Here is a 13,051-nt window from a genome sequence, read left to right as displayed (position 1 = left end):
ATTTGTTCGTTTTTTAAATTTTATGAACGATTAAAAAATCGTGTTGACAATCAAATGATATATGTTAAACTATAGTCAAGTTGATAAGGAAACACTCGACGTGTTACTGGTAAGGCAGGCAAGATCGAAGGTTGACAGAATAGAAGCAAATGGGATTTCTATATACTGTTGAACTTTGGTCTTTTTTTGTGGTCTGTCGGTATGTGATGTGTTTTAATGTCAACAATATTTACTGGCCGGTAAATGTGCGTAAAAAATGATAACAAAAAAGGAGAAACTTATGGATACGAACAAATTAACAAAAGAGATTTTAGAAAATGTCGGTGGTAAAAATAACATTAAAGACGTTACACATTGTTTTACAAGATTACGTTTTGTTTTAAAAGATGAATCAAAAGCGGAAAAAGATATCATCAATCATTTAGAGGGTGTTATTCAAGTTGTAGTATCTGGAGGACAATTTCAGGTAGTATTAGGCTCTAAAGTAACAAAAGTTTATGATGCATTATTGCCAATGGTTGATTTGGATGAAAATGCAAGAGGCGAATCAGAGGAAAAAGGAAATCTGTTTAATCGTGTATTACAGGTCGTTTCAAAAATGTTTACACCATTGATTCCTGCAATTGCGGCTTCTGGTTTGATTTCTGGAGCTTTGACAGCAGTAAAATTACTGGCAGCACAAAATGGTACAGATATTTCTACAAATGATACCTACATATTACTTTATGCAGCAAGTCAGATTATTTTCTACTTTATGCCTATATTCTTAGGATATACAGCAGCGAAAGCATTAAAATGCAACGAGTTTATTGCGATGACAATTGGTGGTTTCTTATGTTATCCACAAATTGATGCCATCATTCAGGATGCTTCCACAGCGACTAGTATCTTTGGACTTCCTGTAATTAAAGGTGCATGGACAATTGGAGAAGCTACAAAAGCATTCAGTTATACAGGTTCAGTTATACCTATTTTATTAGCAGTATTTGTTCTTGTTTATTTAGAACGTGTATTAAAGAAATTTGTTCCTCAGATACTTCAGATCATCTTGGTACCTGGTGTTTCTTTGATTGTTATGGTTCCTCTGACTTTGAGCTTATTAGGTCCTGTAGGTGTATGGGTTGGTAATGTGATTCAGACAATGTATACAGTATTGATGGACTTTAACGCAATTCTTGGTGGAGCAGTTATTGGTGGCTTATGGGGTGTATTCGTTATATTCGGAGCACATCGAGCATTATTACCGATTGGTTTAAATGATATCGCAGTGAGCGGAAAACAAAATCTATTAGCGTTTGCAGGAGCAGCTAACTTCTCACAAGGTGGTGCTGCTTTGGGTGTTATGTTAAAAACAAAGAGCCAGGATATGAAGGGTGTAGCAGCAGCTGCAACAATATCTGCCGCAGTTGTGGGTATTACAGAACCTGCGATTTATGGATGTAACCTTCGTTTGAAAAAACCTATGATTGCCGCAATCATCTGTGGTGCTATCGGTGGTGGCATCATGGGATTAGGCGGTGTTTATGGTGACGCCTTTGCTAATAATGGTGTGTTAACTATCTTCACATATGCAGCAGGTGGAATGACAAAATTTGCATTCTACATTATTGGATGTCTGGTTGCATTCTTTGGAGCCGCTGCTTTAACATATGTGATGGGATTTGAAGATGTAGAAGAAAAAAAATCAACTGTAAAAGCAGTGACAAACAGTTATGAAGTAAAAGCACCTGTATTAGGTGAGGTTGTTCAAATGAGTGAAGTAAATGATGAAGCTTTTGCTTCAGAAGCATTAGGAAAAGGAATCGCTATTTATCCTGAAAAGGGTGAAGTTATTGCACCAGAAGATTGTACAGTTACTTTTGTTTATCCAACAAAACATGCGATTGGGCTGACATTTGATAATGGTGTAGAATTATTAATCCATATCGGTATCAATACAGTAGAATTAAATGGTAACTATTTTACACAGAATGTAGAAGCAGGGACACATGTGGAAAAAGGTACTTGCATTGTATCCTTTGATATTGATAAAATCAAAGCAGAAGGATATGATCCAACCGTTATGGTTATTGTTAGCAATACACCAGAATATGCGTCTGTAGAAGGATTGAAAATATCAAATGCAAATGCAGATACATCAGTTATCGGTATTTCAATTTAATATAGAAAGGATGATATAATATGAAAACAAAATTTCCTAAAAATTTTTTATGGGGCGCATCTTCATCCGCTTTCCAGATTGAAGGAGGATGGGATGAAGATGGAAAAGGAATGAGTGTTGCTGATTACAATTCATTCAAACGTTCTGATAAACAGGCTGACAGCAAAGTAGCAAGTGATTTTTATCATCACTACAAAGAAGATATCGCCTTGATGAAGGAACTTGGTATGAAAATTTATCGTTTCTCTTTATCATGGGCCAGAATCATCCCTGATGGTGATGGAAAAGTCAATCAAGCAGGAATAGATTTCTATCACAATGTCATTGATTGCCTTTTAGAAAATGGAATTCAGCCGTTTGTGACATTATATCACTTTGATTTGCCTTATGCTTTGGTTGAAAAATACAATGGATGGGAAAACAGAGAATGCGTCAATGCTTTTGAAAGATATGCAAAAGTATGTTTTAAAGAATATGGGGATAAAGTAAAATACTGGCAGGTTATCAACGAACAAAATCTAATGATTCGTGTAGATGAACGTATGAATATCAATGAACCAGATCCTTGGAAAGCTGATAAAATACGTGCACAAATGGATTACCATATGTTTTTGGCACATGCCCTTGCAACAAAGGCATGTCATGAAATAATTAAAGATGGAAAGATTGGGCCAGCCATTTCATCTACTTGTACATATCCATTAACAAATAAACCTGAAGATGTATGGGCAGCGAAAATGAATGATGCCATGAAAACAGTATATTGTCTAGATATGCATTTCTATGGGAAATATCCAGGATACTATATGCGTTATCTAAAAGAACGGGATATCGTACCTGTAATGTTAGATGGTGATGAAGAAATATTAAAATATGGAAAGCCAGATTATATCGCTTTGAATTATTATCGTACCTTGTGTGCAAGTTATCTGCCAGCAGATGAAGCACACCCTATTGGAAGTCGTGTGTTCAGAGGAAATGAAGTGGATTTTGATCAATATGGATATTGCAGAGATGAAAAAAATGAGCATCTGACAGCTAGTGAATATGGAGCCAATATAGATCCTATGGGATTACGTATTGTATTAAATGATTACTATGCAAGATATCATGTACCATTGATTATTACGGAAAACGGATTAGGTACACCAGATGTTGTAAGCGAAGATGGTAAAGTGCATGATGATTATCGAATTGATTACATTGCTAAGCACTTAAAAGCATGCCATTTGGCAATAGAAGATGGTGTAGAGTTGATGGGATATTCTCCATGGTCATTTATGGATTTATTAAGTTCTCATCAGGGATTTAGAAAACGTTATGGATTTGTATATGTCAATCGTGAAGATATGGACATGAAAGATTTAAAACGTATTAAAAAAGACAGTTATTACTGGTATCAAGATGTAATAAAAACAAATGGGGAAAATATATAATTTATAAAGCATAACAAAGTGTTTATTCAGATAAAATAAACACATAAAGAAAGGATTAGGTTGATATGATCGTAAAAAAAGTATTGAATAACTCTCTGATTTTCGCTTTAGATGATCAGGGTAAAGAAGTAATTCTGATGGGAAAAGGGATTGGTTATCATTTATCAACTGGAAGTGTTATTGAAAAACAGGATATAGAAAAAGTATTTATATTGAAAGAAGAAAATATCGCAAAAAATATCATACAGCTTGCGGCAAGTACAGATGAGGTTTATTTTGATATCACAAAACAAATTATAGACCATGCGATTGAAATGTATCATATGCAGCTTTCCGATTATATCTACCTTGCCTTAACAGATCATATTTCTTATGCAGTACAACGGGCAAAAGAGGGAATTCAGCTAGATAGTTATTGCCCAAATGAAATCAAAAAATTTAATCCAAATGAATTTGAAATAGGAAAATTCGCATTAAAACTAGTGAATGAAAAATTTCATATACAATTATCTGATGATGAAGCAGCAACAATTGCATTGCATTTTGTGAACGCCCAGCCTAATGATCCTTATAAGGAGCAACGGGAGTTAATCAGTAAAGTAGTTAATAACATACTAAATATTATACAATATCATTTTAGTATCATTTATGATAAGGAAAGTATTGATTATATACGTGCAGTCACACATCTTCAACTATTTGTACAGCGTTTGATAAAGAAAGAAATGCTGCCGGATGAGAAAAATGAGTTTTTGTATCGCCATATCATGATGACTTGTCAGGCAGAAAGCGAATGTGTGAAAAAAATAAACATTTATATTAAGAAGAAATTCCATACAGATATCACCAATCAGGAAGAAATGTATCTGGTTTTACATATCCATCGTCTGATTGATAATATCGATCGTAAAATGGGAGCTGTTGCATGCGCATAAGGATGAATCAGCATATACTTTTTTATATCATTGTTACTTTATTCTGGTTTGCACAATATGTTTATATTCCATTTCAGTCAACTTATTTGATATCTATCGGTACTATCAGTAGCATGGTAGGCATTATTATTGGCGCATATGGGATAACACAGATGTTATTGCGTCTGCCTGTTGGAATTTATGCAGATTGTATTGGAAAACATAAAGTATTGATTATCGTTGGAGCGTTATTATCAGGACTTGCTTCTATTGTACGTGTGTATTGTTGTGATGGAACAGGTTTTCTGATTGCTAATCTTTTATCCGGAGTAGCAAGTGCAACATGGATATCCTTTATGGTTTATTATACAGGACAATATTCTAATAACCAACAACAAATGGCAACCAGTAAAGTGATTATGTTTAATAATCTGGGAATGTTATTAGGATTTATTACTAGTACATTATGTTATTCAATCCTAGGGATGAAGTATCTGTGTTTATCAAGTGTATTAGCAGGTATTTTTGCTTGTATACTAGCCTTGTTTTTAAAAGAACCAAAAAAGACAAAAGAGCATTTATCTATAAAGTCACTATGCTGTGTTTGTATGAATAAACGATTAATTATATTTTCCTTTGTTGCATTAATTCAACAAGGCATTCAATTAACTACCACGATGTCTTTTACCAATCAGATTATGAGAGATTGTGGCGCAAGCAACACCATTGTTGGTTTATCCTCTATCATCTACATGATTTCAGCAGTAGGCTTTGCTGGATTAGCATCCACAAAATGGATTGAACAAAAAGGACCAAAAGTTTGGATACCATTAGTATTATCCATCATCGCTGTATATTGTGTATCAGTCGCTTTCACGCACTATATTCCATGTTTACTATTTCTGCAGATATTGCCTGGAATGTCAACCGGATTGTTATTGACTTATGCTACTTCAGAAGCTATGAAAGATATACCACCAGAGAAGAAATCTACTGCAATGGGATTTTTTCAAGCTGTTTATGCAATTGGAATGACAATCTTTCCAATATTTACGGGAAGTGTTGTTTCATCACATGGAATGGCTGCTGGATATATATTATTGGCTATTATTGCATTTTTCTCAAGTATATTAATGGGAGTATATTATAAGAAAAATCAAATGCGTTTAAAACAAATGAATTTACAAATGGATTAAATGATGACTAATTTCATATTTTCGATATCTTATGAAATTAGTCTTTTTTTATAAATATCAAAAGTGTAAATGTTTTTATATAGAGAAAGTAATTTGTTCACTGGTAATGAAAAAACGCATTTTTATGAATTTTTTTAAACTTACATCTTTTTTATTACATGAATTGGAAAGGATATATTGAAAAAAATCAGTGAATGTCTTATAATTTAGAAGGTATGTTTATATACGAAAAGGAGATAAAATTATGACAATTTCATCATTACAAAAAGCTAGATATGAGTATACACCAAAACTTCCAGGAATGCTGAGAAACGGTATTTCAGAAATTTGTGTAAATGAAGGTGAAGAAACTCAGAGTGTAGCTGATCAAGAAAAGATTAAAGCTCTTTTCCCTAACACTTATGGTAAAAAGGAAATTACTTTTGCAAAAGGACAAAACACTTCAGAAGCTAAAAAACAAGTTGTCGGCGTAATCCTTTCTGGTGGACAGGCACCTGGTGGACACAATGTTATTTGTGGTCTGTATGATGCTTTAAAAGCAACAAATGCAGAAAATGAACTTTTAGGTTTCAAAAATGGTCCAAGCGGATTAATCGAAGATGATTTCTTGACATTTGATGATGACTATATTAACCAATATAGAAACACTGGTGGATTTGACATCATTGGTTCAGGTAGAACAAAATTAGAAACTAACGAACAGTTTGCAATTGCTGCAGAAGTTTGTAAAAAACATGGAATTACTGCAATCGTGATTATCGGTGGAGATGATTCAAATACAAATGCCGCTGTATTGGCTGAATATTTTGCAGCTAACAATACTGGTGTTCAGGTAATCGGATGTCCAAAAACAATCGATGGTGACTTGAAAAACGAAGATATCGAATGTTCATTTGGATTCGATACTGCAACAAAAACTTATAGTGAAATGATCGGTAACATTGAAAGAGATGCTAACTCTGCTAAAAAATACTGGCACTTCATCAAAGTTATGGGACGTTCTGCATCACACGTTGCATTAGAATGTGCTCTTGAAACTCAGCCAAACATTTGCTTGGTATCTGAAGAAGTTGCTGAGAAAAAGATGTCTTTATCTCAGATTGCTGATTACATCGCTGATTCAGTAGAAAAAAGAGCTGCTAAAGGCATGAACTTTGGTGTTGCAATTATTCCTGAAGGTGTTGTTGAATTCGTTCCTGAATTCTCTACATTGATTTCAGAAATCAATGAATTGTTAGCAGGTAGCAAAGCAGCAGACTTCAATGCTCTTCCAACTTGGAAAGAAAAATATGAATTCATTGAAAAAGGATTATCAAAAGAATCTATGAGCGTATTTGCTATTCTTCCAGAAGGAATCCAGCAGCAGTTATTCTTAGAAAGAGATCCACACGGTAACGTTCAGGTATCTTTGATTGAATCAGAAAAATTATTCTCTGCTTTAGTAAAAGACAAATTAGAAGAAAGAAGAAAAGCTGGTACATATAACGGTAAATTCAATGCATTACACCACTTCTTAGGTTATGAAGGAAGATGCGCATTCCCATCTAACTTTGATTCTGACTATTGCTATTCTTTAGGATACAACGCATTTATGTTGATCCAATACGGATATACTGGTTACTTATCAAAAGTTTCTAACCTTTCTAAACCAGCAAACGAATGGGTTGCAGGTGGTATGCCAATCACAAAGATGATGAACATCGAAAGAAGACATGGAGAAGACAAACCAGTTATCAAGAAAGCACTTGTTGAACTTGATGGCAAACCATTCAAATTCTTTGAAGCAAACAGAGAAGAATGGGCTGTTGAAACTTGTTATGTATATCCAGGAGCTATCCAGTACTATGGACCAGCAGAAGTTTGTGATATCACTACAAAAACACTTGCACTTGAACAAGAATAAATCAATAATGAAACTGCTTAGGATTGCCTGAGCAGTTTTTTCTAAATCATGTCAAAGAGGAGAAAAATTATGAGCAACTTGGATCGTTTTATAAAGGCGCAGGAAAATGATTATGAAACGGCATTAAACGAAATTGAAAATGGTCATAAACAAAGTCATTGGATCTGGTATATTTTTCCACAACTGCAAGGTTTAGGATTCAGCTCAATGTCACAATATTATGGAATCAAAGATAAAGAAGAAGCTATAGATTATATGAATCATCCAGTATTGCGTGAACGCCTTTTAGAAATCTCACAAGCATTATTATCACTAGATTGTAATGATCCTGTGCGTGTAATGGGGTACCCAGATAATCTGAAATTGCAATCTTCCATGACTTTATTTTCAATCGTTAGTAAGGAGCCTGTGTTTCAAAAAGTTTTAGACAAATTTTATGATGGTCAAGAAGATCAATCAACATTAGAAAAATTGAAAAAATAAAGCAAAATATATAAAATATTTTGATAAAATCGTATAGAAATGAAATTGAAATGTAAAATCAAAAATCTTTTAACTAAATTATGCGAAAAAGCATGACTTTTTGCGTATAATGAGATAAAATTTATATTGGTAACAGTGATCATATTTAGGGATATCACGATAACTGGAGGAATAATATGTATAACGAAAATGATGAAATGTATGAAGTAGAAGATTTTGATGAAGATATCAAACGCAGACAGGAACTGATTGAGGAAGCAAAAAGTATTCCTACTGATGCGAAATGGAATGATGTATTTCGTCAAATATCTGACCTAAAGAAAAAATGGAAACGGATTCAATATTGGGAATCTGATTATGAAGATCAGCTGGCAGAAGAATTTGACAGCTATATTGATGTGTTCTATCAGAAACGTAGAGAAGGCTATGAAAGCAATAAGGCAATCAAACAGGAATTGATTGACAGAGCAAATGAAATTCTGAAATCTGATAACTTAAATCAGGCTACAGAAGAAATGAATGAGTTAATGGCACAATGGAAAGCCAGTGGTTCTGCTGGTAAAGAAACAGATGATGCATTGTGGGAAGCATTTAATGCTGCACGCCAGAAATTCTTCGATAAGAAACATGACTATTGGGAAAATTTACAGAGTAAGTTTGACAATGCAAAACAGGTGAAAAAAGAATTGATAGAAGAAGCGAAAACGCTTGTTGATTCTGAAGATTTTGCGAAAACCAGTGCTAAATTCAGAGAATTGATGGATAAGTGGAAAGCAGTTGGAAGTGCTGGTAAACAGCATGAAAACAAACTATGGGATGAGTTCAACGAAGTAAGACAGAAATTCTATGATAGAAGAAATGCTTACTATGAAGAACTGCATGGTAAACAGGATGAAAACTACAATGCAAAAAAAGCATTGAGTGATCAGGCAAAAGAGATTGCGGACAAAAAAGAATATACAAGAGAAAACACTGCCGCAATGAAAAAGCTGGGTGCTGACTGGAAAACAATCGGAAACTGTGGAAAAGACAAAGAAGATGAAATCTGGAAAGAATTCCGTTCAATCATGGATGCATACTTTGAAGGACTGAAAGAATGGAATGAACAAAAACACCAGCAGTGGAAACAAAAGATGATTGATGCACGTAATCGTAAACAGGATATGATTCAGAATCAAAGACGTCAGATCAAACGTTTACAGAATGATATCGTTGGTTTGATTGGGGAACGTGCAATCAAAGAAACAGAAGAAGAAATCGCAGAAAAAGAAGAATTCATCAAAGAATTAGAAGCAGATCTGGAAGATATCGAAAAAACACTTGCTGAAGACAAATAGAATAGAAAAAGACGTACGAATATAACCGTGCGTCTTATTTTTTGATATACATATCATATTTCTTTAATAAATCCTCATTTAACAAAATTTCCAGGGAAATGCCATGCATGTCATCTTCTCTCGATAAAATGTGTCCCTTGCGTATTAATTCAGCCATACATTTTGATTGATCATATGGCAACAGCATATGTACCTTCATCTCATTAGGATAAAGCATTTGATGGATCTTTTGATATAATTCATCAAAGCCAATACCTTCTTTAGCACTCATATAGATATCATTGCCTGATACCTGGGGATAACGAAAGTCACATTGATCACATTTGTTATAAACAGTAATCATAGGTATATGGGATGCACCGATTTCTTGCAGTGTTTCCTGCGTGATTTCCATCTGTTTCATGTGTTGAGAAGAACTGGCATCCACAATCTGTAGTAACAGGGAAGCGTACTTTACTTCTTCAAGAGTAGAGTGAAAGGCTTTGATTAGACTATGTGGCAGTTCACTTACAAATCCAACGGTATCGCTTAATAAAAATTCATCACCATCTTTGGTTTTTATCTGACGAATAGATGTATCCAATGTCGCAAACAACATATCTTTTTCTAATACTTTCTTTTCTTCTTTACCATCGCATTGATCAAGCATACGATTGAGGATTGTTGACTTCCCAGCATTGGTGTACCCTACCAGAGAAACAAGTGGTAAATCCGATTTTTGGCGTGCTTTTCGCTGGGTCATACGTTCTAATTCTACTTTTTTTAATTCACGATTGACTTCTGATATTCTGGATTTGATTCTTCTTCGATCTAATTCCAATTGCTTTTCACCAGCACCTTTATTTTTACCACTACCGCTTTGTCTGCCTAACTGTGTATTGGCACCAATCAAGCGAGGTAACAACTTCGATAAACTGGCTTGTTCCACCTGTAAGCGGGCGACTCTAGATACTGCACGTTTTTCAAATATCGCTAAGATAAGTTCTGTACGATCCATCACAGGTACTTGAAAGTATTCCTCTAAATTTCTTATCTGCAGAGGTGTTAAATCATGATCAAATACAACATGTGCGATCTCTTTATCGATTAAATAATCACGTATTTCTTCACATTTGCCTTTTCCAATATATGTACGAAAGTTGATTTCTCTTAATGTTTGTATAAACTCCTGTTGGATATCCATATCACAAGCTTTGATCAGTTCTACAAACTCCTGCTGTTCTTCTTCCATTAATTCTTTATCTGCAAATACAATCACAACATTTTCCATAAAATTCTCCTTTACTACTTAGGATGTGCATACTCATTTATGATATCACAGATATGATAAAATAAATATTATTTTCTATTTAAAACGATATAATCTCTATCATTGTTAAATTATCTCAAGATTTTGAAAAATATAAACTTAAAATTAGGTATTAAAGAGAAAAATTCTCTATTTATTATAAATTTCTATGGATGTTTTAAGAAAAAAAGCATATAATGAAGCTATAACGAAGAAACAAGGAGGTAATTTCATGCTGATATCGATATCTTTAGAAAATTTTAAATCTTTTCATAAACTCACGACTTTTAATATGATAGCGTCCAATAAATTAAGGAATAATAAAGAACGGATAGGATACAAAAATGGTATTTCCATTTTAAAATCAGCTGTTATTTATGGTGCAAATGCATCTGGAAAATCTAATCTTGTTGAAGCATTTCGCTTTATCAGGGAATGTGTTCTTTCAACTGATGGAATACCTGTGAAATCAAGATATTTATATTGTAAAAATAGAAAAGATAACGAAAACAAGATTACTACAGTAGAAGTAAGATTAAGTGTAAATGATAGATGTTATGCTTACGGCTTTGATGTATTACTGAAGGATCAGATGATAGAAAATGAGTGGATCATGGAATTCACTGATGCGATAGAACCCAAAATTTTATTCAAAAGGGAAAAGAAACATTTTGAACTAGATAAATCATTACAACTTGATGATATGGATATGGCGAAATTCAATGTTTACGCTGATGATCTTGCGGAAAATACATCTGTATTATTTTTATCTGAAATGAATAGAAATAAAAGAATCACATCTGATTCCAAGTTATCTTTTTTCAAAGATATCTATGGGTGGTTCTTAAATGATTTGAATATATTTTTGCCAGAAACGCCTGTTACAAATTTTGAATATTATTATGATGTAGAATCACTTAACATTGTTAAAAAAATTATTAGAACCTTTGATACAGGAATTAGTGACATTATAATCAAAAAAATAACACTTGATGAATTAAAAAGTAAATTGAATAAGAATGTCTATGAAAATATTATGGAAACAATTCAATACCGAATGATTAAAGAAAATCATAAAGATTTTAAATTATCTATGCGTTCAAAAGATGAGTTTTTTAATTTTTTTATTCACGATAATGAAGAAGAACCAGAAATCACGACTTTATCTTTCAAACACGGAAGTTCTACATGTAATTTTGATTTTGATGAAGAATCGGATGGTACGAGAAGAATATTTGATTTACTGGATGTTTTATTAACAAAAAACAAGAATAGTGTTTATGTTATTGATGAAATGGAAAGAAGTCTTCATCCGGCACTTACAAAAAGATTTATCGTTTTATTAAATGAGTTTCATAAAAAGAATGATATCCAATTAATTTTTACAACACACGAAGCAACAATTATGTCACAGGAGTTGTTTAGAAGGGATCAAATATGGTTTGTCGCAAGAGATAAGAATAATAATTCTAATCTTTATCCTTTAGATCGTTTTAATGAACGCTATGATAAGAAAATCAACAAGGCTTATCTCGAAGGTCGTTATGGTGCAATACCGGTTTTTACAGATTTCAACATAGGAGAATTACGCTAATGCCTCCAATCACCTTTTATACAAAATGGAATGAAAGACCATCTGATTTTGAAGATAAAATAAATCCATTAAAAAAATTCTTTTTCATTTGTGAAGGAGCAAATACAGAATCTTTTTATTTTAAAAAATTAATAGATATAAAAAAACAAGTAGGAATACATTCTTCCATTGATTTAATTTTGATTGAGAAAACAGGTGAAGATCGTAATCTAAGCTATCCTAAAAAGCTTGTAGATTTTGCTAAAGAGAAAAGAAACTATTCAATAAAAGAAGGATTATTTGATAGTGAACAAGATGTTATGATTGTGACATTTGATTTGGATATATTTAAGAAAAAAGTAAGTCATTTAACATCATTATTAGATGAACAAGACGATCATCTATGGTTTGGATTAACCTATCCAGCATTCGAATTATTCCTTTTACTTCATATAGAAAATTCTGTTCATGAATTGATATATCCTAATTATGATAAAATCATGAATAATGAAAAGATTGGAAATCAACGACCTTGTCAGTATTACTTACGTGAGGTGACAAATATGAATAGTAAAACAAATGCTTCTATTGGAAATTTAGCTACAGATATAGAAATTGCAATCAAGCAAGAAAAAGAAATAAATCAAAAACTAGAAAAATGCTTAACATGTATAACTTCTAATATTGCTAGTATTATTGAAAAAATCCAAAAGGAAAAACTTCCTTTTGATATTTAGCTTTTTGTGAAATATAAAAGTCG

Annotated in this window: 10 protein-coding genes; 9 read left to right on the top strand and 1 reads right to left on the bottom strand. The window is 32.9% G+C overall.

Going from position 1 to position 13,051, the window contains the following annotated elements; translation table 11 throughout:
- The first annotated feature begins 280 nt into the window (after nucleotides 1–280).
- The 7 genes from DW761_RS16735 to DW761_RS16705 all read left to right on the top strand — a co-directional run bounded on the left by DW761_RS16735 (nucleotide 281) and on the right by DW761_RS16705 (nucleotide 9,430).
- Nucleotides 281–2,161 carry a beta-glucoside-specific PTS transporter subunit IIABC gene (locus tag DW761_RS16735; RefSeq protein WP_117518824.1) on the top strand — a complete coding sequence of 627 codons (1,881 nt, stop codon included), beginning with the start codon at nucleotides 281–283 and terminating at the stop codon, nucleotides 2,159–2,161.
- A gap of 20 nt (nucleotides 2,162–2,181) precedes the next feature.
- Entirely contained in the window at nucleotides 2,182–3,597 is a 1,416-nt protein-coding gene (locus DW761_RS16730) for a glycoside hydrolase family 1 protein (protein ID WP_117518823.1), read from the top strand.
- Nucleotides 3,598–3,662: 65 nt separating this feature from the next.
- Complete coding sequence (locus DW761_RS16725; protein ID WP_117451594.1) at nucleotides 3,663–4,532, top strand: PRD domain-containing protein; 870 nt, start codon at nucleotides 3,663–3,665, stop codon at nucleotides 4,530–4,532.
- A gap of 2 nt (nucleotides 4,533–4,534) precedes the next feature.
- On the top strand, nucleotides 4,535–5,707 hold the full coding sequence (locus tag DW761_RS16720) for an MFS transporter (protein ID WP_233513120.1): 1,173 nt from the start codon (nucleotides 4,535–4,537) through the stop codon (nucleotides 5,705–5,707).
- A gap of 244 nt (nucleotides 5,708–5,951) precedes the next feature.
- A complete protein-coding gene (locus tag DW761_RS16715; protein WP_117451598.1) occupies nucleotides 5,952–7,610 on the top strand; it encodes a diphosphate--fructose-6-phosphate 1-phosphotransferase in 1,659 nt (552 codons plus the stop codon).
- A gap of 69 nt (nucleotides 7,611–7,679) precedes the next feature.
- Complete coding sequence (locus DW761_RS16710; protein WP_199485650.1) at nucleotides 7,680–8,093, top strand: DUF1810 domain-containing protein; 414 nt, start codon at nucleotides 7,680–7,682, stop codon at nucleotides 8,091–8,093.
- A gap of 176 nt (nucleotides 8,094–8,269) precedes the next feature.
- Complete coding sequence (locus DW761_RS16705; protein ID WP_117518820.1) at nucleotides 8,270–9,430, top strand: DUF349 domain-containing protein; 1,161 nt, start codon at nucleotides 8,270–8,272, stop codon at nucleotides 9,428–9,430.
- Nucleotides 9,431–9,464: 34 nt separating this feature from the next.
- Here the strand turns inward: DW761_RS16705 and hflX are convergent, their stop codons facing one another.
- Nucleotides 9,465–10,700, bottom strand: coding sequence for a GTPase HflX (gene hflX / locus DW761_RS16700; RefSeq protein WP_117518819.1), 1,236 nt, complete (start codon nucleotides 10,698–10,700; stop codon nucleotides 9,465–9,467).
- 250 nt (nucleotides 10,701–10,950) lie between these two features.
- On the opposite strand from hflX, the gene DW761_RS16695 reads away from it, so the two are divergent.
- Nucleotides 10,951–12,312: an AAA family ATPase gene (locus DW761_RS16695; RefSeq protein WP_158553838.1), complete on the top strand. Its 1,362-nt coding sequence runs from the start codon at nucleotides 10,951–10,953 to the stop codon at nucleotides 12,310–12,312.
- The gene (locus DW761_RS16690) at nucleotides 12,312–13,028 is read left to right on the top strand and encodes an RloB family protein (RefSeq protein ID WP_117518817.1); all 717 of its coding nucleotides are present in this window, start codon (nucleotides 12,312–12,314) and stop codon (nucleotides 13,026–13,028) included. Before DW761_RS16695 ends, DW761_RS16690 begins: the two co-directional genes overlap by 1 nt.
- The last annotated feature ends 23 nt before the right edge of the window (nucleotides 13,029–13,051 follow it).

Origin of the sequence: Absiella sp. AM29-15, assembly GCF_003434225.1 — a bacterium.
Lineage (GTDB): Bacteria > Bacillota_I > Bacilli_A > Erysipelotrichales > Erysipelotrichaceae > Hoskinsella > Hoskinsella hominis.
Note: the sequence above shows the minus strand (reverse complement) of the source record. Positions and strands in the feature narration are given on the sequence as shown.

Excerpts from the sequence above, each read along its gene's own strand:
- DW761_RS16730 (WP_117518823.1), top strand. The coding sequence starts at position 2,182 with ATGAAAACAAAATTTCCTAAAAATTTTTTATGGGGCGCATCTTCATCC.
- DW761_RS16725 (WP_117451594.1), top strand. The coding sequence starts at position 3,663 with ATGATCGTAAAAAAAGTATTGAATAACTCTCTGATTTTCGCTTTAGAT.
- hflX (WP_117518819.1), bottom strand. The coding sequence starts at position 10,700 with ATGGAAAATGTTGTGATTGTATTTGCAGATAAAGAATTAATGGAAGAA.
- DW761_RS16690 (WP_117518817.1), top strand. The coding sequence starts at position 12,312 with ATGCCTCCAATCACCTTTTATACAAAATGGAATGAAAGACCATCTGAT.
- DW761_RS16720 (WP_233513120.1), top strand. The coding sequence starts at position 4,535 with ATGAATCAGCATATACTTTTTTATATCATTGTTACTTTATTCTGGTTT.
- DW761_RS16715 (WP_117451598.1), top strand. The coding sequence starts at position 5,952 with ATGACAATTTCATCATTACAAAAAGCTAGATATGAGTATACACCAAAA.
- DW761_RS16705 (WP_117518820.1), top strand. The coding sequence starts at position 8,270 with ATGTATAACGAAAATGATGAAATGTATGAAGTAGAAGATTTTGATGAA.
- DW761_RS16735 (WP_117518824.1), top strand. The coding sequence starts at position 281 with ATGGATACGAACAAATTAACAAAAGAGATTTTAGAAAATGTCGGTGGT.
- DW761_RS16710 (WP_199485650.1), top strand. The coding sequence starts at position 7,680 with ATGAGCAACTTGGATCGTTTTATAAAGGCGCAGGAAAATGATTATGAA.
- DW761_RS16695 (WP_158553838.1), top strand. The coding sequence starts at position 10,951 with ATGCTGATATCGATATCTTTAGAAAATTTTAAATCTTTTCATAAACTC.